The following is a 19834-nucleotide window of genomic DNA, read 5'->3' as shown; positions in this document are numbered from 1 at the left end:
GCCTGATGACGTCTCGCGCCTGCCTGCGTGGCCTGCGCGTGGTTTCCTTTGCACTCTGGAGGTTTCATGTTTTCCCCATTTATCTGGCGCTGCCTTGCGTTTGGCTGCGCCCTGGCGTTCGCCGCCGAGGCTCCTGCGCTGACGCTGGCGCAGGCGCAGCAACGCGCCGTTGAGCGTTCGCGCCAACTGGCGGCGCAAGGCCATGCTGCCGATGCTGCACGCGACATGGCTGTCGCAGCGGCGCAATTGCCCGACCCGGTGCTGAAAGCCGGCGTCGACAACCTTCCCGTCAGCGGTGCGGATCGCTACCGCATCGGCGCGGATTCGATGACCATGCGCCGCATTGGCGTCATGCAGGAGCTGACCAGCAGCGACAAGCGCCGCTGGCGGGCTGCCCGCTTCGAGAGCGAAGCGGCGCGCAGCAAGGCCGCGGCCGAGGCGCTGGCGGCGAACATCCAGCGCGATACCGCGATCGCCTGGCTCGACCGCTACCATCTCGAGCGCATGAAAGCGGAACTGGCCCGGCAAGCCGCCCTGGCGCACGACGAAATCGCGGCGGCGGAAGCGGCTTATCGTGGCGGTCGCGGCACCCAGTCCGGCCTGCTCGATGCGCGCGCGGCCTTGCTGGTGCTGGAGGACCGTGCAACGGAGCTGGGGCAGCAGGCGCGCAATGCCGCCATCATGCTCGCGCGCTGGACCGGCGAGCCGGTGGATGTGGCGCTCGATGGCAGCGTCGATACCGGCAGCATTGCCCTTGAACCGGCGAACCTGGAAGCGACGCTCGAGCATCACCCGCAGGTGGCGGTGCTGACGCGCCAGGCCGAACTGGCGCAGGCGGAAGCGGGACTGGCGCGCGCCAACCGCAGTGCCGACTGGACCGTTGAAGTGGCGCTGCAGCAGCGCGGGCCCGGCTATCCGGGCATGGTGTCGTTTGGCGTGTCGGTACCGCTGCAGTGGGATCGCGACCAACGCCAGGAGCGCGAGCTGTCGGCCCGGCTGTCGATGGCTGGGCAGGCGCAGGCCGAGCGCGACGAAGCGCTGCGCGAACACGTGGCGGAGATACGCAGCCAGTTGGCCGACTGGCAGGCTGGCCGCGAGCGCATCGCGCGCTACGAGAAGGAGGTACTGCCGTTGGCGAGTGCGCGCACGGAGGCGGTCCTTGCCGCCTACCGTGGGGGCAAGGCTGGCCTGGTGGAGGTAATGGCGGCGCGCCGCTCGGAGAGCGAGCAGCGCCTGCAGGCATTGCAGCTCGAACGCGACAATGCGCGCACCTGGGCGCAACTGACGTACATCCAGCCGGCGAAAGGCCACCCATGAAGAAGAACGCAATGATCGCCGCCATCGTCGCGGCAGGCGCGCTGGGCGCAGTGGGTGCCATCGGCGGCTACCAGTTGGGCAAGCGACAGGCGGCGCCGGCACAGGCTCCAGTTGTGGAGGGCCGCAAGCCCTTGTACTGGCACGATCCAATGGTGCCTGGACAGAAATTCGACAAGCCGGGCAAGTCGCCCTATATGGACATGGCCCTGGTGCCGGTTTACGCCGACGAGGGCGGCGACGCCGGCACGGTGAGCATCAGCCCGCGCGTGCAGCAAAACCTTGGCGTACGCACGGCGCTGGTCTCCAGCGCCCCGTTGCCGCTGACCGTATCGGCGGTCGGCAACGTGACTTTCAACGAGCGCGAAGTGGCGGTTGTCCAGTCCCGCTCGAACGGTTTTGTGGAACGCGTGCTGGTACGCGCGCCGCTGGAACCGGTGCGGCGCGGACAGCCGCTGGCCGAGGTCACCATGCCGGACTGGGTGGCGGCGCAGGAAGAATTCCTGGCCGTGCGCCGCATGCAGGCTGGCGCTGCGCCGGGGCTGCTGGATGCTGCGCGCCAGCGCATGCGCCTGGCGGGCATGAGCGAACAGCAGGTGCAACAGGTGGAGGCGGGCGGCCGCGTGCTGGCGCGCCAGGTGCTGGTCGCGCCGCGTGCCGGCGTGGTGACGGAACTGGCCGCGCGCGAAGGCATGGCCGTCGCCGCCGGGGCGCCGCTATACAGCATCAATGGCCTGGAGACGGTGTGGGTGAATGCGGAGTTGCCGGAAAATGCGGTGGCGCAGGTACCGGTCGGCTCCGATGTCACGGCACGTGCCGCGGCCTTGCCGGACAACGAATTGCACGGCAAGGTGGCGGCGATCCTGCCGCAGGTGGATGCGGCGACGCGCACCATTCGCGCACGCATCGAGTTGTCCAATCCGGGCGGGCGGCTGGCGCCGGGCATGTTTGTGACGATGTCGTTTGCGCCGGGCCGGCGGCAGACAGCCTTGCTGGTGCCTTCGGAAGCGGTGATCCGCACCGGTACGCGCAACGTCGTGATGGTGGAAGAGGGGGCTGGCAAGTTCGCCCCGGTGCAGGTGGAGCTGGGCGCCGAGAGCAGCGGGCAAGTGGAAATCCGCGCCGGTTTGCAGGCTGGGCAGAAAGTGGCGGTCTCCGGGCAGTTCCTGGTCGACTCGGAAGCGAGCCTGAAAGGCAGCGGCCAGCGCATGGCCGGCCCGGCGCCGCTGGCGCATCGCGGCGAGGCGACTGTGGAAGCTGTGGATAAGGACGAGATCACCTTGTCGCATGGCCCGATCGCCACGCTCAAGTGGCCCGCCATGACGATGGCCTTCAAGCTGCCGCAAGGCGGCTTGCCGCTGCGTGTCGCGGCGGGCGACCATGTGAGCTTCGAGTTCGTGCAGCAGGCGGACGGCAGCTTCCGGGTTACGTCGATGGCGCCGGCTTCCGCTCCAACGCATCAGCACGGGGAGCAGAAATGATCGCGAAACTGATCCTGTGGTCGATCCGTAACCGATTCCTCGTGCTGCTGGCGTCCGTGCTGCTGGCAGGATGGGGCGCATGGGCGCTGCAGCGCACGCCGCTCGATGCGATTCCGGACCTGTCGGACGTGCAGGTCATCATTCGCACCAGCTTCCCCGGGCAGGCGCCGCAGATCGTCGAAAACCAGGTCACTTACCCCCTGACCACGCAGATGCTGTCGGTGCCGGGCGCGCGAACGGTGCGCGGCTATTCCTTTTTCGGCGATTCCTTTGTCTACGTGCTGTTCGAGGACGGCACCGACCCCTACTGGGCGCGTTCGCGCGTGCTGGAGTACCTGAACCAGGTGCAGTCACGACTGCCGCCGCAGGCGCGCGCCTCGCTGGGGCCAGATGCGACGGGCGTGGGCTGGGTGTTCGAGTATGCGCTGGTCGACCGCAGCGGCAAGCATGACCTGGCGCAGCTGCGCGCCTTGCAGGACTGGTTCCTCAAGTACGAACTGAAGGCGGTACCGAACGTGGCGGAGGTGGCCAGCCTTGGCGGCATGGTCAAGCAGTACCAGGTGCTGCTTGACCCGGCGCGGCTGCGCGCTTTCAATATCACGCACGGCAAGGCGATCGACGCGATCCGCCGCGCCAACCAGGAGACCGGCGGCTCGGTGCTGGAACTGGCGGAAGCGGAGTATATGGTGCGCGCATCGGGCTACCTGCGCTCGCTGGAAGACTTCCGCCAGATTCCCCTGACGGCCAGCGAGGGCGGCGTGGCGGTGCGCCTGGGCGACGTGGCAACCATCCAGCTCGGCCCGGAAATGCGGCGCGGCATCGCCGACTTGAATGGCGAGGGCGAAGTGGCGGGCGGCGTGATCGTCATGCGTTCCGGTAAAAATGCATTGCAGACGATTGATGCCGTCAAGGCGCGCCTGGCGGCGCTCAAGGCCAGCCTGCCGCCGGGTGTGGAAATCGTGCCGGTGTACGACCGCTCCAACCTGATACGGCGTGCGGTCAGCAACCTCGAGACCAAGCTGGCGGAGGAATTCGTCGTCGTGGCCCTGGTCTGCGCCGTGTTCCTGTTCCACCTGCGCTCCGCACTGGTGGCCATCGTCTCGCTGCCGCTGGGCGTGCTGGCTGCCTACCTGATCATGCATTACCAAGGCGTCAATGCCAACATCATGTCCCTGGGCGGGATCGCGATTGCCATCGGCGCCATGGTCGATGCGGCGGTGGTGATGATCGAGAACGCCCACAAGCATATCGAAGCATGGCGCCATGCCCATCCCGGCAGGTCGCTGGAAGGCGAAGAACACTGGCAGGTGATTGCCGCGGCGGCTGCGGAAGTGGGGCCGGCGCTGTTCTTCTCCCTGCTGATCATCGTGCTGTCCTTCATCCCGGTGTTCACACTGGAAGCGCAGGAAGGGCGCCTGTTCGCCCCGCTCGCCTTCACCAAGACGTATGCGATGGCGGCGGCAGCGGGGCTGGCAGTGACGCTGATTCCGGTCCTCATGGGCTATCTGATTCGGGGCCGAATTCCCGACGAACATGCCAATCCCCTCAACCGCTGGCTGATTGCGGTGTACCGGCCCTTGCTCGAGCGCGTGCTGCAATGGCCGAAGGCCACGCTGGCCGTGGCGGCTGCGGTGGCGGTGCTGTCGCTCTGGCCGCTGGCGCACATGGGCGGCGAATTCATGCCGCCGCTGGATGAAGGAGATTTGCTGTACATGCCTTCGGCCTTGCCAGGGCTTGGCGCGGGCAAGGTGCAGCAACTGCTGCAGCAGACCGACCGGATGATCAAGACAGTGCCGGAAGTACAAAGCGTCTTCGGCAAGGCCGGTCGCGCGGAATCGGCCACCGACCCGGCGCCGCTGGAGATGTTCGAGACTACCATCCAGTTCAAGCCGCGCGACCAGTGGCGGCCCGGCATGACGCCGGACAAGCTGGTGGCGGAGCTGGACCGCATCGTCAAGGTGCCTGGCCTGGCCAACATCTGGGTACCGCCGATCCGCAACCGGATCGACATGCTGGCGACCGGCATCAAGAGCCCGGTCGGCATCAAGGTGTCGGGCGCCAGCCTGCAGGAAATCGACCGTATCGCAGCTGAAATCGAGCGCGTGGTGCGGCCGGTGGCGGGCGTGTCGTCAGCGTTGGCGGAACGCCTGAACGGCGGCCGTTACATTGATGTGGCAATCGACCGGGCGGCAGCGGGGCGCTACGGCCTGAATATCGATGAAGTGCAAAGCATCATCGCCAGCGCGGTGGGCGGTGATAACGTCGGCGAAACCGTCGAAGGCCTGCAGCGCTTTCCCATCAACGTGCGCTACCCGCGCGAACTGCGCGATTCGCTGGAGAGCCTGCGCGCCTTGCCGCTGTTGACGGAACGCGGCGCCCAGTTGCGTCTTGCCGACGTGGCCACGGTGCGCATCAGCGATGGCCCGCCGATGCTGCGCAGCGAAAATGCCCGGTTGTCGGGCTGGGTGTATGTGGATATCCACGGCCGCGACTTGCGTTCTGCCGTGCAGGAAATGCAGCGAGCCGTCGCAGCCGGCGTCAAGCTGCCGCCTGGCTATTCAGTGTCGTGGTCGGGACAGTTCGAATACCTGGAGCGCGCAACGGCGCGCCTGCAGGTAGTGGTGCCCGCTACGCTGCTGATTATCTTCGTGCTGCTGTACCTGACGTTCCGCCGCGCCGACGAGGCAGCGCTGATCATGGCCACGCTGCCGTTTGCACTGGCCGGCGGGGTCTGGCTGCTGTGGGTACTCGGCCATAACCTGTCGGTGGCTACCGGCGTTGGTTTTATCGCCTTGGCCGGCGTGGCGGCCGAATTCGGCGTGATCATGCTGCTCTATCTCAAACATGCGTGGGAAGCGCGCGAAGCCGCAGGGCGTCACGGCGAGGCAGACCTGCTGGACGCCATTCGTGAAGGCGCGGTGTTGCGGGTGCGGCCGAAAGCCATGACGGTGACGGTCATCGTGGCTGGCCTGGTGCCGATCATGATTGGCGCCGGCACCGGGTCCGAGATCATGCAGCGCATCGCTGCACCGATGGTGGGGGGAATGTTGTCCGCGCCCCTGCTATCGTTATTTGTAGTACCTGCGGCATACTTGCTGCTTCGGCGGCGCAATACAACTTTGGAGAATTAATATGAAAGCAATCCACACCACCCTGCAAGCAGCAATCCTGGCGGCAGCCGTCATGGCCGGCGTGCCAGCCATGGCCGACCATGGCGGACACGCCGACCATGACCAGCAGGCGACAAGCGCCGTGGCCGATACCACCGATGGCGAAATCAAGAAAGTCGACAAGCCATCCGGCAAGCTGACCATCAAGCACGGCGAACTGAAAAACCTCGGCATGGGTGCGATGACGATGGTATTCCGCGTCAAGGACGCCGCCATGCTGGACAAGGTGAAAGCCGGCGACAAGGTGCGCTTCACCGTTGAAAATGCCAATGGCGCCATGACGGTCACCGCCATCGAAGTTGCGAAGTAAAAAAGCATGAACCGATTCGTCAGGACATGGATGCTGTGGCTGCTGATGCTGGCCTTGCCCCTGCAAGCGCTGGCCAGCGTCGTGCAACTGTCTTGCGAAATCGGCGAGCACCAGCCCAGGCAGTCGCTGCGCCATGACGTCAAAGCGGTAAAGAAGGGCGCCAGCGTGCTGCAGGACGTGGGCCATACGGCTTGCGGCGCCTGCGTCACTTGCTGCTGCGCTTCGGCCGCATTGCCGGACCCGAACGTCGCGTCGGCGTCCTGGGACGGCACCGACCCGCACTTTGGCTTGCTGCCGGCTTGCCATGCCAGCCATATCCCCGATGGCCCGGAACGCCCCCCGCGCCACCACGCTTCCTGAGTTTCCAGGATTTTCCACAAGAGGCGCCGCCTTGCGCGGCGGAGGATAGGCTGCACGCCATGGTTGCGTGCGGCGGGCAAAGAAAGAGGACTTTATGAAACAGGCATTCTGGTCACGCCGGCTACACAAGTGGCTTGGCCTGCTGGTCGGCATCCAGGCTTTGTTCTGGATGGCGAGCGGCGTGTATATGGCCGCAATTTCGATCGACATTATCCACGGCGACCACCTGTCGCACGTGGAGCGGCCTGCAGTGGAGGCGAAAGCCGTCGCGCTGCAGCCGTCGCAGCTGGCGGCGCAACTCCCCGGCATGACAGGCTTTCGCCTGAAGCATTTGCTGGAGCGGGAAGTGTATGAGGTGAAGTTCGCCGGCGGCATCGGCCTGGTGGACGCGGCCAGCGGCAAGCAACTGGATCCGCTGGACCAGGCGCAGGCACTGAAACTGGCGCAACAAGCGTACATGGGCGATGGCAGCGTGAGCGGCATTCAATTACTCCGGGAATTGCCGAAAGAGGTCGCTACGCGCCGCGCGCCGTTATGGCGCGTCGACTTTGACGACTCCAATGGCAGCAGCCTTTACGTGTCTCCATCCACAGGGGAAGTGGTGGCGCAGCGTCATTCCCTGTGGCGGGCCTATGATTTCCTGTGGATGCTGCACATCATGGATTACGACAAGCGCAGCAACGTCAACAACACGCTGTTGCGCAGCGTTTCCATTGCCGGCACCCTGTTCGCGTTGAGCGGGATCTGGCTGCTGTGGTTCACCGTGCGCAGGAGGGCCGCGAAATGACGCCGTTACTGCGGAAAATGCATAAATGGGTCGGGCTGGTCGTCGGACTGCAGTTCCTGCTCTGGCTGGTGAGCGGCATGGTCATGAGCCTGCTGGACCAGGACGTGGTCGAAGGCATGGCCCATCGGGCGCCGCTGAAGGCGGCTGCGGAGTGGCCGAGAACCGGCCTGGTGGCGCCGGCCGACGTGCTGGCGGCTTCGCGCAAGCCGGTGGAATCGATCGACAGCCGCTGGCTGCTGCAAGTGCCGGCTTACCTGCTGAAGAACGGCGAGGGTAGCTGGCTGCTGGATGCGCGCAACGGCGCGCCGCTTGCGGTCGGCGCTGACCAGGCGCTGGAAGTGGCGCGTGCCGATTATGTTGGCGAAGGAAAGGCCGGGCAGCCGCAATGGGTGGCGAAACCGACGCTGGAAATTCGCAAGCATCGCGGGGCAAGCTGGCGTGTTGAGTTCGATGACGCGGACGCCACGACGATTTACGTGTCCGCCGTCGATGGCCGCATCCTGGAGCGGCGCAACGCCACGTGGCGCCTGTTCGACATCGCATGGATGCTGCACATCATGGACTATGGTGGCCGTGAAGATTTCAATAATTCGCTGCTGCTGATGGCTGCATTGGGCGGCTTGTGGATGGCGCTGAGTGGCATATGGCTGTTGTGCACCAGCCTGCGCCTGCACGATTTCGTCCCGGCACGCCTGCTGCCGGCGCGGCAGGTGACCGTGCTCGATGAGGGCGGAAGGCGCATCGGCATCGTCAAGTCCCGCCATGGCGATTCGGTGTTCGACGCGCTGGCGCGCGCGGGGATCCAGCTGCCGTCCAACTGCGGCGGCGGCCAAAGCTGCGGGCTGTGCGAGGTGCGCGCCTGCCATAACGCGCCGCCGGCATCGTCGTCCGATGGCGACCACATTCCCGACCAGCGCCTGCGCCGCGGCCACCGGCTGGCCTGCGGCATGGCGGTGACCTCCGATATGGAAATCGCTGTCAGCCATGGTGCGGCACTGATGGTCAGCCGCACGGCAACGGTGGAGCGCGTGCGCGAGATCACGCCGACCCTGCGTGAAGTGGTGCTGCGCCCGGACCAGAAAGCGGGCGCCGATTTCCGCCCCGGCAGCTATGTGCAGCTTCACATTCCCCGTACGCGCGGGCTGTTCGGGCCCCGCAAGTCCTTGCGCCGGTCTTATTCGCTGTCGCTGCCGGTCGCACAGGCCGGCGGCTGCGTGACGCTGCTGGTGCGGCACGTCGCCGGCGGTATCGGCTCGTCGTACGTGCACGCGCTGAAAGAGGGGGAGCAAGTCGCGTTCAATGGACCGTTTGGCGAATTCGCCTTGCGCCGGGGCCGGAACGAGAAGGTCTTCATCGGCGGCGGGGCCGGCATGGCGCCGTTACGGTCGATGATTCGCGCGCAGCTGGAATCCGGCGCGAAGGAAACCGTGCGCTTCTGGTACGGGGCGCGTGCTGCGGACGAAGTGCCGTATCGTGAAGAATTTGACGAACTGGCGCTGCGCTACCCGCATTTCAGCTGGCACGTGGTGCTGTCCGACAATGGCCGCAAGGTGCATGAAGTGGTGCGCGACGAGTTTCTTGCGCAGCAGCCGCAGGCCCGCGATTGCGACTTCTATGTTTGCGGGCCGCCGGCAATGCTGCATGCCACGCGCGAAATGCTGAAGGAGCAGGGCGCGCAGCGGGTGTCGTTCGACGACTTCAAGATCTAGCTGTCGTCAAGTGCGGGCGAACTCGATGCGCTGCTTGCGCGGGTTCGGCCGCACGATGTGCTCCAGCGGCAGCACGGTGGACTGCTTGATCTTTTTCAGCGCGATGTTGGATTTGACGTTGACCACGCCGGGCAGGAGCAGGATTTCCTTCATCATCAGGTCGGCGAAGGATGCCAGGTCGTGCGATACGACGCGCGCCACGTAGTCTGCTTCACCGGTCACGGAGAAGCACTCCATCACTTCAGGCACATCGCGGATCGCCTTTTCGAAGGCGTCGCCGCGCTTCTCGCCGTGGCGATCCAGTGTGATATGGACGAAGGCCATTACGTCCAATCCCACCGTGGTCGGTTCCAGCACGGCTGCATAATGGTCGATGATCCCTGCCTCGCGCAGGCGCTGCACGCGCCGCCCAACCTGCGATACCGACAAATGCAGCACTTCAGCCAGGGCGGCGTTGGTCGCTTCCCCGTTGCGCTGAAGCTCGTTCAGCAGGGACAGGTCGTGGCGGTCGACGGTAATCATCATCATTTCCCTTGGTTGTGCGCAAAATGCGCATCTTCAGTCGCGCTTGTCGTTCATGATGCGCAAAAAATCCAGAATCAGTGCGTAGTATATCCGTTATCTACACACTTTTCCGGAGACAGCAAATGACCGACTCACTGTGGGACAACCCGATGGGCACCGACGGCTTCGAATTCATCGAATACGCGGCGCCGGACCCAGTCGCAATGGGCAAGACTTTCGAAGCCATGGGCTTTACCGCGGTGGCGCGCCATCGCAGCAAGGACGTGACCCTGTACCGCCAGGGCGAAGTCAATTTCCTGCTGAACGCTGAAAAGGATTCCTTCGCACAGCGCTTCGCCGAACTGCACGGCCCGTCCGTCTGCGCCATCGGCTTCCGCGTGAAAGATGCCGCCTATGCCTACAAGCGAGCGCTGCGTCTTGGCGCCTGGGGCTTTGAGAGCAAGGCCGGCCCGATGGAACTGAACCTGCCGGCCATCAAAGGCATCGGCGATTCGCTGATCTACCTGGTGGACCGCTGGCCCGGCAACGGCAATATCAGCATTTACGACGTGGACTTCGAGCCGATTCCGGGTGTCGACCAGAACCCGAAAGGCCATGGCCTGACCTACATCGACCACCTGACCCACAACGTGCACCGAGGCCGCATGGGCGAGTGGGCCGAGTTCTACGAGCGCCTGTTCAACTTCCGCGAAGTGCGCTATTTCGATATCGAAGGCCAGGTCACCGGCGTGAAGTCGAAGGCCATGACCAGCCCTTGCGGCAAGCTGCGCATCCCGATCAATGAGGAAGGCACCGACCGCCCCGGCCAGATCCAGGAATACCTCGACGCGTACCGCGGCGAAGGCATCCAGCACATCGCGATGGGCAGCGACAACCTGTACGTGACCGTGGACAGCCTGCGCGGCGCCGGCGTGAAGCTGCTCGACACCATCGACACCTACTACGAACTGGTCGACCGGCGCATCCCCGGCCATGGCGAGCAGCTGCAGGCCCTGCGCGAGCGCAAGATCCTGATCGACGGCAAGCCGGGCGACCTGCTGCTGCAGATCTTCTCCGAAAACCAGCTTGGCCCGGTGTTCTTCGAGTTCATCCAGCGCAAGGGCAACCAGGGCTTCGGCGAAGGCAACTTCAAAGCCCTGTTCGAGTCGATTGAGCTGGACCAGATGCGCCGCGGCGTGCTGACCGCGTAATCAATGCGCCATCAATACAGGCAGCGTCGCCGTTGCCAGTATGGTGCGCGTGGCGCCGCCCAGCATCATTTCACGGAAGCGGCTATGGCCGTAGGCGCCCATCACCAGCAGGTCGACATTGAAGTCGGCCGCCAGCGACAGGATGGCCTTGCCGGGATCGGCCGGCTCTGGCCGGCGCAGGACTTCCACGTTGACGCCATGCCGCGCCAGGTACAAGGCGATATCGGCGCCCGGGGACTCGCCCAGGGTATCGGCGCTGTTGCCCAGCACTGCCAGCGTGACCTGTTCCGCACCGCGCAACAGGGGCAGGGCGGCGGTGACGGCCTTTGCCGCCTCCACGCTGCCGTTCCAGGCCACCATCACGCGCTTGCCGATGGTCGGGAAGCGTCCCGTACGCGGCACCAGCAGTACCGGGCGGCCGCAATTCAATAGCACGTAATCCGGCAGGTCCGGCAGCAGGCTATCCTGATTGTCGTCGGCGGCTGGAGCCTGTCCCAGTACCACCAGGTCGGCGTAGCGCGCCTGCATGCACAGGCCGGCATATTCGTCGTCGTTGCTGCTGCGCGCTTCGAAAGACTGGACGCCAAGGCGATCGGCCTGGGACTTGAATTGCTCCAGCGCCAGTTGCACGCGCTCCTCGGCACGGCGCAGGTAGTCGGCGAGGAATACGCCGCTGCCTTCGTAACTGCGGCCTGCCAACATCGAGCGTGGCATGCCGGTCATCGCGGCGCCGACCAGGTGGGCTTCTTCACGCGCGGCGATGGCTGCCGCCAGCGCGATGCGGGCTTCGGCGTTCGCCGCCCGGTCGGCATGGACTACGATGGTGCGGTAAGACATGATGTCCTCCTGTGTTGATGTTGGTACAAGTGTGCGCCCGATTGCCACGCATGATCCATGACTTGGGTCAAGCTCGTCTGATATCATGTCTTTATGTTACGTTCTTGTCTCGCGCCTTCCTGCCTGTTGCTTGCCTTGAGCCCTGCAGCAGTTGCCGGCCAGGGGGAAGTGGTGTTTGTCGCCGCGACCAACCACAATATGCCCTTGTCCCGTTTCCAGGACGGGGAGATGGTCGATGGCCTGCTGAAGGACCTTGGCGACGGCATTGCGCATCGCATGGGGCGGCAGGCGCGTTACGTCAGCGTTCCCGCCAAGCGGGTGGCCGAATACTTGGCCAGCGGACGGGCCGATGGCGTCTGCTACGTACTGCCGCGCTGGCTGCCCGGCACTTTCAACTGGAGCCAGCCGCTGATGCCCGATGCAGGCGTGCTGGTGTCACGGCCGGAAGCGCCTGCGGTACGGGCACTATCCGACCTGGCCAACAAGCCGGTCGGCACGGTGCTGGGGTATTCCTATTCGATGATCGATGCCGCGCTGGGACGTGCGTTCGTGCGCGAGGATGCGCCTTCGATGGAGCTGAATATCTCGAAGATCCAGCATGGCCGCATGCAATACGCCATCATGGGCCGCATGACGGCGGAATACCTGATGCGCGCAGAGCCCCAGCACAAGCTGCGGATCGACTTCGAGTTTGATCCCTTCAAGGCGCAATGTGCGTTCTCGAAAAAATCTGCAATCCCGTTCGACGATGTCCAGCGCGCCATCGGCGGCCTGGTCTCCGATGGCAGCATCGACCGGCTGCTGCGCCGCTATCGCTAACTACACTTGAAAACCATGTCACTGCCCATTCTCAAAACACTGTTCGACTACAAGGCCTGGGCCAATGTCGAACTGTTCGACGTGCTGGCGTCCGTTACTTCGGAAGCAGACCTGCACACCGCCATCCGTACCCTGAATCATATCTACGTCGTCGACCGGATCTTCCGCGCGCACCTGCTCGGCGAGGCGCATGGCTACGAGGCCACCAACACCATGGCCACGCCGGCTTTGGCGGAGCTGCGCGCTGCAGTCATCGAAACGGATGGCTGGTACCAGCAGTATGTCGCCAGCCTGGATGAAGCTGCGCTGTCCGCAAGGCTGCAGTTCAGGTTCACCGACGGCGACACCGGCCAGATGTCGCGCGAGGAAATGCTGATGCACGTGATTACCCATGGCGGTTATCACCGCGGCAACGTGGGCCAGGTGCTCAAGAATATCTCGGTGACGCCGCCGCGCGATATCCTGACGAAATTCCTGCACGTCAGCGAACCGGGGCGCCGCTTGCTATAATCTGGCCAAATGAATATCCGGCGCTTCCTCGTTATCCTGCTGTTACTAGTGCTGCCGCTCCAGGCGACCCTGGCGGCGACGGATAGCTGCTGTCTGAAAATCAATGTGTCGCAGTTCGACGAGCATGTGGCTGCGGCGGCTGATTCGGCAGGCTCGGATAGTGCCTGCTGCACGCAGTGCGACTTCTGCCATCACTCGCATGCGCCGTTTGTCGCCAACCTGGTTGACGGGCGCCAGCAAGTCGATTCGATCGCTCCGGTGCCTTCGCCGGAGCCGCCTTTCCATTCCTTCATCCCGGATATTCCTCCGCGTCCCGACAGGCTCCGCTGATTGATCCGGCTGCCGCATGCAGCCGTTCCCCATCAATCATCAAGGAGCAACATCGTGAAAGCCATTTACGTGCCCTTGCTGGCGGCCATTTGCCTGGCCCCCGCGTGGGCGCAACCATCATTGACGCTTGCCGAAGCGCTGGAACGTGCGCGGCAAGGCAATCCCGAGCTGCGGGCGCTGACGCTGGAAGTCGCAGCCGTCGACGCGGCCGGACGGCAGGCAGCTTTGCTGCCCAATCCTTCGCTGGACTACCTGCGCGAAGGGAAAACCAGCGAGAGCGGTTCTTCGACCGTCCAGCTATCAATCCCGCTTGAACTGGGCGGCAAGCGCGCCGCGCGCATGGAGGCGGCGCAGGCTGGCAGCCGTACGGCGGCACTGGACCTGGCCGTCGGCCGGGCGCGAATCGAGGCGGAAGTGGTCGCCGCCTACCAGCAAACATGGCTCGCGCAGCAGCATGTTGCGTTGGCTATGCAGGTCAGCGAAAGCGGGCGCCGCTCCAGCGAAGCCGCCGCGCGCCGCGTATTGGCGGGCAAGGTGTCGCCGGTGGAAGAGGCTCGAGCCCGCGTGGCGGAAGCCAACTGGCGCATCGAGGGCGTGACAGCGCAGCGCGAACTGGACGAGGCGCGTATCAGGCTGGCCAGCCTGCTCGGCAACACCGGTAGCGAAATCGGGGTGCTGGCGGCGCCTGCCTCGCCAGCCGAAGCCGGCCTCCCCGCCGGACAGCTGGAAGACCTGATTGATTCCGCGCCAGCCATCGAGCGGGCCATTGCCGAAGTCGAGGCGGGCAAGGCGTCCCTGCGTATGGAGCGCGCCGCACGCATGCCGGACGTTTCGCTGATCGTCGGCAGCAAGCGCAGCGAAGGTCCGGAGCGCGACCGCGTCCGCCAGAACATCATCGGACTGTCCGTCCCACTGCCGCTGTTTAATCGCAACCAGGGCGCGATCCTGGCAGCGCAACGCCGTGCCGACAAGGCCGGCGCGGAGCTGGAAGCGACTCGCCAGCGTATTCGCACAGAGGCCATGCAGGCCCATGCTCGCATGCAGGCGGCCGTGCAGCAGGAACGCCTGGTGCGCGAAGACGTGCTGCCCGGCGCCCAATATGCTGCCGATGCGGCGATGAAAGGCTTCGAAGCCGGCAAATTCAATTACGTCGAAGTGCTCGATGCCCAGCGCACCTGGGTGCAGGCGCAGGGCCAGCACCTGCGGGCCATTTCGGACTTCTATCGCGCCCGGGCCGACCTGGCCAAGCTGGTTGGCAACCTGGACATCAAGGATTCAAAATGAACAAGCGTCAAAAAATCACCATTGCGGCCATGGTGGCCGTTGCCGCCCTGTTTGCGGGCGCAGTTCTGGGCTGGGAGCGCATCGCGCCGGCCGCGAAAGCCGGTGCCGAGGCGAGCGAACACCACGAGGAACATCCTGCCGGCACGCAGTCAATCCCGTTCACCGACGCGCAGGTTGCGGCGGCCGATATCCAAGTGCGTACGGCCGGCGCGGCGCGCCTGGAAACCTTCGTCCGCCTGCCGGGCGAAGTCAAACTGAACGAGGATCGCACTGCGCACGTCACGCCGCGCGTGGACGGCATTGTGCAGGAAGTGCAGGCCAATCTCGGCCAGCAGGTACGCAGGGGCGAGCTACTGGCGGTGCTGGCCAGCGCCGACGTATCCGAGCAGCGCAGCAGCCTGGCCGCCGCCGAAAAGCGTGCAGTGCTGGCCCACTCGGTCTACGAGGCCGAAAAGAAGCTGTGGGAAGACAAGGTCTCGGCACGCCAGGACTACCTGAAGGCGGAGCAGGAATGGCATGAAGCCAGCATCGCCGTGCAGAACGCGCGCCAGAAGCTGGTGGCCATCGGCGCGGGCGGTTCCGGCAAGGGGCCATACAACCGCCTTGAAATCCGGGCGCCGTTCGATGGCCTGATCGTCGACAAGCACATCGCAGTTGGCGAGGCGGTCGGCGCGGAAACCAAGGTATTCACGGTTTCCGACTTGCGCCGGGTATGGGCGGAGGTCGTGGTGCCTGCGAAGGACCTCGAGATCGTCAAGGTCGGCACGGAAGCCGTGTTGCACTCGGCCGCCTCGAATGCCGCGGTCAAGGGCAGGGTGAGTTTTGTCAGCGCCCTGATCGGCGAACAGACCCGCGCCGCCCGCGCCCGCGTTGTGCTGGACAATCCAGAGTTGGCATGGCGGCCCGGCCTGTTCGTGGATGTCGACGTGATCACCGGTTCAGCCGAAGTGCCGGTCGCGGTGGAAAAGGAAGCGCTGCAAGTGCTGAACGGCACGCAGGTCGTCTTCCAGCGCGATGGCCAGGCGTTCACGCCGGTGCCGGTCACGGTCGGCCGTTCCGACGGCAAGCTGGTGGAGATCACTGCCGGCCTGCGCAAGGCTGCGCAGTATGCCGCCGCCCACAGTTTCACCATCAAGGCGGAGCAGGGCAAGGGCGCTGCCGAGCATGAAGACTAAGGAGCCGCCATGTTAAGCCGAATTATCCAGGCCTGCATCGGCCACCGATGGATGGTCATGTTCGCCGTACTGGCGATGGCCGTGCTGGGCGCGGTCAATTACAAGAAGCTGCCGATCGACGCCGTGCCGGACATCACCAACGTCCAGGTGCAGATCAATACCGCCGCCGCCGGCTACTCGCCGCTGGAAGTGGAACAGCGCATCACCTTCCCGATCGAATCGCTGATGGCCGGCCTGCCGCGCCTTGAGCAGACCAGGTCCTTGTCGCGTTATGGCCTGTCGCAGATCACGGTGGTATTCAAGGATGGCACGGACATCCACTTTGCCCGCCAGTTGATCAGCCAGCGCATCCAGGATGCGCGTTCCCAGCTTCCGGCCGGACTGACGCCGACCATGAGCCCCATCGCCACCGGCCTGTCTGAAATCTACCTGTGGACGGTGGATGCGGCGCCGAATGCACGCAAGCCGGACGGCACGCCCTACACGCCGACCGACCTGCGCGAAATCCAGGACTGGATCATCAAGCCCCAACTGCGCAACGTGCCCGGTGTCACCGAGATCAATTCGATCGGCGGCTACGACAAGGAATACCTGGTCGCGCCAACGCCGGCCAAGCTGGCGTCGTATGGCCTGAACCTGTCGGACGTGGTGACGGCGCTGGAGCGCAACAACGGCAATGTCGGTGCAGGCTATATCGAGAAGGAAGGCGAGCAATACCTGCTGCGCGCACCAGGCCAGCTCAAGTCCGTGGCCGACATCGGCAATATCGTGGTCTCCACCATCGACGGCGTGGCCGTGCGCATCGCCGACGTCGCAACCGTGGGCGTCGGCGCTGAACTGCGCACCGGGGCCGCCACCCGCAACGGGCGCGAGGTGGTGCTGGGCACCGTGTTCATGCTGATCGGCGAGAACAGCCGTGCGGTGGCGCTGGCGGTCGACAAGAAGATGGTCGAGATCAACCGCAGCCTGCCGGCCGGAGTATCGGCGACGCCGGTATATAACCGCACGGTGCTGGTGGAAAAGGCGATCGATACCGTCAAGCGAAACCTGTTGGAAGGCGCGGTGCTGGTGATCGGCGTGCTGTTCCTCTTCCTCGGCAATATGCGAGCGGCGCTGATTACGGCGATGGTGATTCCGCTGTCAATGCTGTTTACCTTCACCGGCATGGTGGCCAATAACGTTAGCGCCAACCTGCTAAGCCTCGGCGCGCTCGACTTCGGCATCATCGTCGATGGCGCCGTGGTGATCGTGGAGAACTGCGTGCGACGCCTGGCGCACGCGCAACAGCATGCCGGACGGCCGCTGACGCGCGAAGAACGCTTTGCGGAAGTCTTCGCCGCCGCACACGAGGCGCGCAGGCCGCTGCTGTTCGGGCAGTTGATCATCATGATCGTGTACCTGCCGATCTTCGTGCTGTCCGGGATTGAAGGCAAGATGTTCCACCCGATGGCCTTCACCGTCGTGACGGCCTTGCTTGGCGCCATGCTGCTGTCGATTACCTTCGTGCCGGCCGCCGTGGCGCTGTTCATGAACAAATCGGTGCGCGAGGAAGAAGGTCGCCTGATGCTGGCAGCCAAACGCCGTTACGGCGAGCTGCTGGACTATGTCATGGCCAACCGCCCGGTAGTGTTTACCGCGGCGGGGCTGGTGCTGGCCCTGTCCACGTTGCTGGCGACGCGCCTTGGCACCGAGTTTGTGCCGAACCTGAACGAAGGCGACTTCGCTGTGCTGACCGTGCGCATTCCCGGTACCGGATTGGGTCAATCGGTCCAGATGCAGCAACAGATCGAGAAGACGCTGGTGGCAAAATTCCCCGAAATTGCCAACGTCTTCGCCCGCACCGGCACGGCGGAAATCGCGTCGGACCCGATGCCGCCAAGTATTTCGGACGGATACATCATGCTCAAGCCGGAAAAGGAATGGCCAAAGCCGAAGCGCAGCCGCGAGGAACTGCTGGCCGCCATCCGGGAAACGCTGGAGCAATTGCCCGGCAATAGCTACGAATTCAGCCAGCCGATCCAGCTCCGCGTGAATGAGCTGATTTCCGGCGTTCGCAGCGATGTTGCGGTGAAGGTGTTTGGCGACGACCTCGATGTGCTGAATGCGAAGGCTGCCGAAATCGGCGCCATCCTTGGCAGGATTCCGGGCGCCTCCGGAGTCAAGGTCGAACAAACCACCGGCCTGCCCATGCTGCAGATACAGGTCGACCGGGAACGGGCCGCGCGCCTTGGCCTGAATATCGCCGAAGTGCAGGAGCTGATCGCCACTGCGACCGCAGGCCGCGAGGCGGGCGCCATGTTCGAGGGAGACCGCCGCTTCGACATCGTGGTGCGTTTGCCGGAAGCGCTGCGCTCGGACATCGAACTGCTGAAGCGCCTGCCGGTGCCGCTGCCGAAGAAGGAGGGCGCACGTCCGGCCTACGTCACCCTGGCCGAGATTGCGACCTTCGACACGGCGCCCGGCCCGAACCAGCTAAGCCGCGAACAGGGCAAGCGCCGCGTGGTGGTGACGGTCAATATGCAGGACCGCGACATCGGCTCCTTCGTCGAAGAAGCGCAGCAAGCGATCCTGAAAGGCGTGCAGCTGCCGGCCGGCTACTGGCTGGCTTGGGGCGGGCAGTTCGAAAACCTGCAGAATGCTGCGCAACGCCTGAAGGTGGTGGTGCCGGCATCGCTTGCGCTGGTGTTCGCGCTGCTGTTCCTGATGTTTAACAACGCCCGCGATGGCGCGCTGGTGTTTACCGGCATTCCATTTGCGCTGACCGGCGGCATCTTCGCGCTCTGGATGCGGGGAATTCCGATGTCGATATCGGCAGCAGTCGGCTTCATTGCGCTGTCCGGCGTCGCTGTGCTGAACGGCCTGGTGATGATCTCCTTCATCCGCAGCCTGCGTGAGCAGGGGCAGCCGCTGGCCGACGCCGTGCGCAACGGCGCGCTGGTGCGTTTGCGGCCAGTGCTGATGACGGCTCTGGTGGCATCGCTTGGCTTTGTGCCGATGGCGATTGCGACCGGCACCGGTGCGGAAGTCCAGCGCCCCTTGGCTACCGTGGTGATCGGCGGCGTGCTGTCCTCCACCGCGCTGACGCTGCTGCTGTTGCCCTTGCTGTACCGCCTGGCCTACAGCCGCAAGGAAGAGGTCAGCCCGCTTGCCCCAGGTGCTCTCGCAGGAACTCAATAAAGCGCGCCGTCTTGGCCGGAACCAGGCGTGTTTCGGTCAAGGCATACACCGGTGTTGGCTTGCCATGCCATTGCGGCAGGATGCGTTGCAAGCGGCCTGCCGCAAGATCGTCTGCTACGACTTCTTCCGGCAACAGGATGACGCCCATGTCGAGCGCAGCAAGGCGCCGGAACATGCCCACGTTGTTGACTGCAAAGCGGCCGCTCACCGCAACTGGCTCGCTGTGCCCATCGCGTAGCAGGGTCCAGGTGGTGGATTTCGCCAAGCCGAGACAGGCATGCCGTTCCAGGTCCGCAGGTTCGTGCGGCTCGCCGTGCTGCGCAAGGTAGCCCGGCGAGGCATACAGCTTGGGCGTGAGCAGCGCCAACTGGCGCGCAATCAGCTGCGAATCCACCAGCTCACCCATGCGTATCGCCACATCAAATGGTTCGCTGACCAGGTCCACCAGGCGGGGCGTCAGGTCCAGCTCAAAGGTGATGCCGGGATAGCGTTGCGCGAATTCAGCGATCAAGGGCGCAAGGTAGGTCTGTGCGAAATCGACCGGCAGCGAAGCCCGCAGCACGCCTGTCGGCTGCGCCAGCATGCCGCCCAGTTGTTCATGCGCCAGCCGCGCTTCATCGATGATGCGCTTGCAGCGCTCGAAATAGACCTGGCCCGCCTCCGTCAGCTCGATCTTGCGGGTCGTGCGATGCAGAAGCCGCAGGCCGATGGCTTTTTCCAGCGCCGCGATCCGGCGCGAAATCGTTGAATTCGGAATCCCCAGCACGTCCCCGGCACCGCGAAAACCCTTGGCCTTCACCACCTCCACGAACAAGGCCATGTCGTTCAGATACTCCACTGATTGCTCCATCTATGG

Annotated in this window: 17 protein-coding genes; 14 read left to right on the top strand and 3 right to left on the bottom strand. The window is 64.7% G+C overall.

What is annotated here, in order from left to right; all coding sequences use genetic code 11:
• Positions 1–66 precede the first annotated feature (66 nt).
• The 7 genes from ACN9MW_RS20180 to ACN9MW_RS20150 all read left to right on the top strand — a co-directional run bounded on the left by ACN9MW_RS20180 (position 67) and on the right by ACN9MW_RS20150 (position 9131).
• On the top strand, positions 67–1317 hold the full coding sequence (locus tag ACN9MW_RS20180) for a TolC family protein (protein WP_426162299.1): 1251 nt from the start codon (positions 67–69) through the stop codon (positions 1315–1317).
• Positions 1314–2795 carry an efflux RND transporter periplasmic adaptor subunit gene (locus tag ACN9MW_RS20175; protein WP_426162298.1) on the top strand — a complete coding sequence of 494 codons (1482 nt, stop codon included), beginning with the start codon at positions 1314–1316 and terminating at the stop codon, positions 2793–2795. The genes ACN9MW_RS20180 and ACN9MW_RS20175 overlap by 4 nt, the downstream gene beginning before the upstream one ends.
• Positions 2792–5926, top strand: coding sequence for an efflux RND transporter permease subunit (locus ACN9MW_RS20170; RefSeq protein ID WP_426162297.1), 3135 nt, complete (start codon positions 2792–2794; stop codon positions 5924–5926). Before ACN9MW_RS20175 ends, ACN9MW_RS20170 begins: the two co-directional genes overlap by 4 nt.
• A gap of 1 nt (position 5927) precedes the next feature.
• On the top strand, positions 5928–6275 hold the full coding sequence (locus ACN9MW_RS20165; protein ID WP_426162295.1) for a copper-binding protein: 348 nt from the start codon (positions 5928–5930) through the stop codon (positions 6273–6275).
• 6 nt (positions 6276–6281) lie between these two features.
• A complete protein-coding gene (locus ACN9MW_RS20160; protein ID WP_426162294.1) occupies positions 6282–6635 on the top strand; it encodes a hypothetical protein in 354 nt (117 codons plus the stop codon).
• A gap of 94 nt (positions 6636–6729) precedes the next feature.
• Complete coding sequence (locus ACN9MW_RS20155) at positions 6730–7422, top strand: PepSY domain-containing protein (RefSeq protein ID WP_426162293.1); 693 nt, start codon at positions 6730–6732, stop codon at positions 7420–7422.
• A complete protein-coding gene (locus ACN9MW_RS20150) occupies positions 7419–9131 on the top strand; it encodes an FAD-binding oxidoreductase (protein WP_426162292.1) in 1713 nt (570 codons plus the stop codon). Before ACN9MW_RS20155 ends, ACN9MW_RS20150 begins: the two co-directional genes overlap by 4 nt.
• Before the next feature lie 6 nt (positions 9132–9137).
• Here ACN9MW_RS20150 and ACN9MW_RS20145 read toward each other — a convergent pair whose 3' ends face one another.
• Positions 9138–9659 carry an Lrp/AsnC family transcriptional regulator gene (locus tag ACN9MW_RS20145; protein WP_426162291.1) on the bottom strand — a complete coding sequence of 174 codons (522 nt, stop codon included), beginning with the start codon at positions 9657–9659 and terminating at the stop codon, positions 9138–9140.
• 119 nt (positions 9660–9778) lie between these two features.
• On the opposite strand from ACN9MW_RS20145, the gene hppD reads away from it, so the two are divergent.
• Positions 9779–10846: a 4-hydroxyphenylpyruvate dioxygenase gene (gene hppD, locus ACN9MW_RS20140; RefSeq protein ID WP_426162290.1), complete on the top strand. Its 1068-nt coding sequence runs from the start codon at positions 9779–9781 to the stop codon at positions 10844–10846.
• Here the strand turns inward: hppD and ACN9MW_RS20135 are convergent, their stop codons facing one another.
• Positions 10847–11683 (bottom strand): universal stress protein, encoded by an 837-nt coding sequence (locus ACN9MW_RS20135; RefSeq protein WP_426162289.1) that lies wholly within the window; start codon positions 11681–11683, stop codon positions 10847–10849.
• Between the two features lie 135 nt (positions 11684–11818).
• On the opposite strand from ACN9MW_RS20135, the gene ACN9MW_RS20130 reads away from it, so the two are divergent.
• The 6 genes from ACN9MW_RS20130 to ACN9MW_RS20105 are packed head-to-tail and all read left to right on the top strand — an operon-like array spanning position 11819 to position 18978.
• Positions 11819–12502: a substrate-binding periplasmic protein gene (locus ACN9MW_RS20130; protein WP_426162288.1), complete on the top strand. Its 684-nt coding sequence runs from the start codon at positions 11819–11821 to the stop codon at positions 12500–12502.
• Positions 12503–12517: 15 nt separating this feature from the next.
• A complete protein-coding gene (locus ACN9MW_RS20125) occupies positions 12518–13012 on the top strand; it encodes a DinB family protein (protein WP_426162287.1) in 495 nt (164 codons plus the stop codon).
• Between the two features lie 9 nt (positions 13013–13021).
• Positions 13022–13342, top strand: coding sequence for a hypothetical protein (locus tag ACN9MW_RS20120; RefSeq protein ID WP_426162286.1), 321 nt, complete (start codon positions 13022–13024; stop codon positions 13340–13342).
• Between the two features lie 54 nt (positions 13343–13396).
• Positions 13397–14626: a TolC family protein gene (locus ACN9MW_RS20115; RefSeq protein ID WP_426162285.1), complete on the top strand. Its 1230-nt coding sequence runs from the start codon at positions 13397–13399 to the stop codon at positions 14624–14626.
• Positions 14623–15801 carry an efflux RND transporter periplasmic adaptor subunit gene (locus ACN9MW_RS20110; RefSeq protein WP_426162284.1) on the top strand — a complete coding sequence of 393 codons (1179 nt, stop codon included), beginning with the start codon at positions 14623–14625 and terminating at the stop codon, positions 15799–15801. Before ACN9MW_RS20115 ends, ACN9MW_RS20110 begins: the two co-directional genes overlap by 4 nt.
• A 9-nt stretch (positions 15802–15810) precedes the next feature.
• Complete coding sequence (locus ACN9MW_RS20105; protein WP_426162283.1) at positions 15811–18978, top strand: efflux RND transporter permease subunit; 3168 nt, start codon at positions 15811–15813, stop codon at positions 18976–18978.
• Here the strand turns inward: ACN9MW_RS20105 and ACN9MW_RS20100 are convergent.
• Positions 18938–19816, bottom strand: coding sequence for a LysR substrate-binding domain-containing protein (locus ACN9MW_RS20100; RefSeq protein ID WP_426162282.1), 879 nt, complete (start codon positions 19814–19816; stop codon positions 18938–18940). The genes ACN9MW_RS20105 and ACN9MW_RS20100 overlap by 41 nt on opposite strands.
• Positions 19817–19834 lie beyond the last annotated feature (18 nt).

Source organism: Pseudoduganella sp. R-34, from assembly GCF_049904655.1.
Lineage (GTDB): Bacteria > Pseudomonadota > Gammaproteobacteria > Burkholderiales > Burkholderiaceae_D > Rugamonas.
Note: the sequence above shows the minus strand (reverse complement) of the source record. Positions and strands in the feature narration are given on the sequence as shown.

What these genes read in the sequence shown, in the direction of transcription:
- ACN9MW_RS20180 (WP_426162299.1), top strand. Translation starts at nt 67, where the DNA reads ATGTTTTCCCCATTTATCTGGCGCTGCCTTGCGTTTGGCTGCGCCCTG.
- ACN9MW_RS20175 (WP_426162298.1), top strand. Translation starts at nt 1,314, where the DNA reads ATGAAGAAGAACGCAATGATCGCCGCCATCGTCGCGGCAGGCGCGCTG.
- ACN9MW_RS20170 (WP_426162297.1), top strand. Translation starts at nt 2,792, where the DNA reads ATGATCGCGAAACTGATCCTGTGGTCGATCCGTAACCGATTCCTCGTG.
- ACN9MW_RS20165 (WP_426162295.1), top strand. Translation starts at nt 5,928, where the DNA reads ATGAAAGCAATCCACACCACCCTGCAAGCAGCAATCCTGGCGGCAGCC.
- ACN9MW_RS20160 (WP_426162294.1), top strand. Translation starts at nt 6,282, where the DNA reads ATGAACCGATTCGTCAGGACATGGATGCTGTGGCTGCTGATGCTGGCC.
- ACN9MW_RS20155 (WP_426162293.1), top strand. Translation starts at nt 6,730, where the DNA reads ATGAAACAGGCATTCTGGTCACGCCGGCTACACAAGTGGCTTGGCCTG.
- ACN9MW_RS20150 (WP_426162292.1), top strand. Translation starts at nt 7,419, where the DNA reads ATGACGCCGTTACTGCGGAAAATGCATAAATGGGTCGGGCTGGTCGTC.
- ACN9MW_RS20145 (WP_426162291.1), bottom strand. Translation starts at nt 9,659, where the DNA reads ATGATGATGATTACCGTCGACCGCCACGACCTGTCCCTGCTGAACGAG.
- hppD (WP_426162290.1), top strand. Translation starts at nt 9,779, where the DNA reads ATGACCGACTCACTGTGGGACAACCCGATGGGCACCGACGGCTTCGAA.
- ACN9MW_RS20135 (WP_426162289.1), bottom strand. Translation starts at nt 11,683, where the DNA reads ATGTCTTACCGCACCATCGTAGTCCATGCCGACCGGGCGGCGAACGCC.
- ACN9MW_RS20125 (WP_426162287.1), top strand. Translation starts at nt 12,518, where the DNA reads ATGTCACTGCCCATTCTCAAAACACTGTTCGACTACAAGGCCTGGGCC.
- ACN9MW_RS20120 (WP_426162286.1), top strand. Translation starts at nt 13,022, where the DNA reads ATGAATATCCGGCGCTTCCTCGTTATCCTGCTGTTACTAGTGCTGCCG.
- ACN9MW_RS20110 (WP_426162284.1), top strand. Translation starts at nt 14,623, where the DNA reads ATGAACAAGCGTCAAAAAATCACCATTGCGGCCATGGTGGCCGTTGCC.
- ACN9MW_RS20105 (WP_426162283.1), top strand. Translation starts at nt 15,811, where the DNA reads ATGTTAAGCCGAATTATCCAGGCCTGCATCGGCCACCGATGGATGGTC.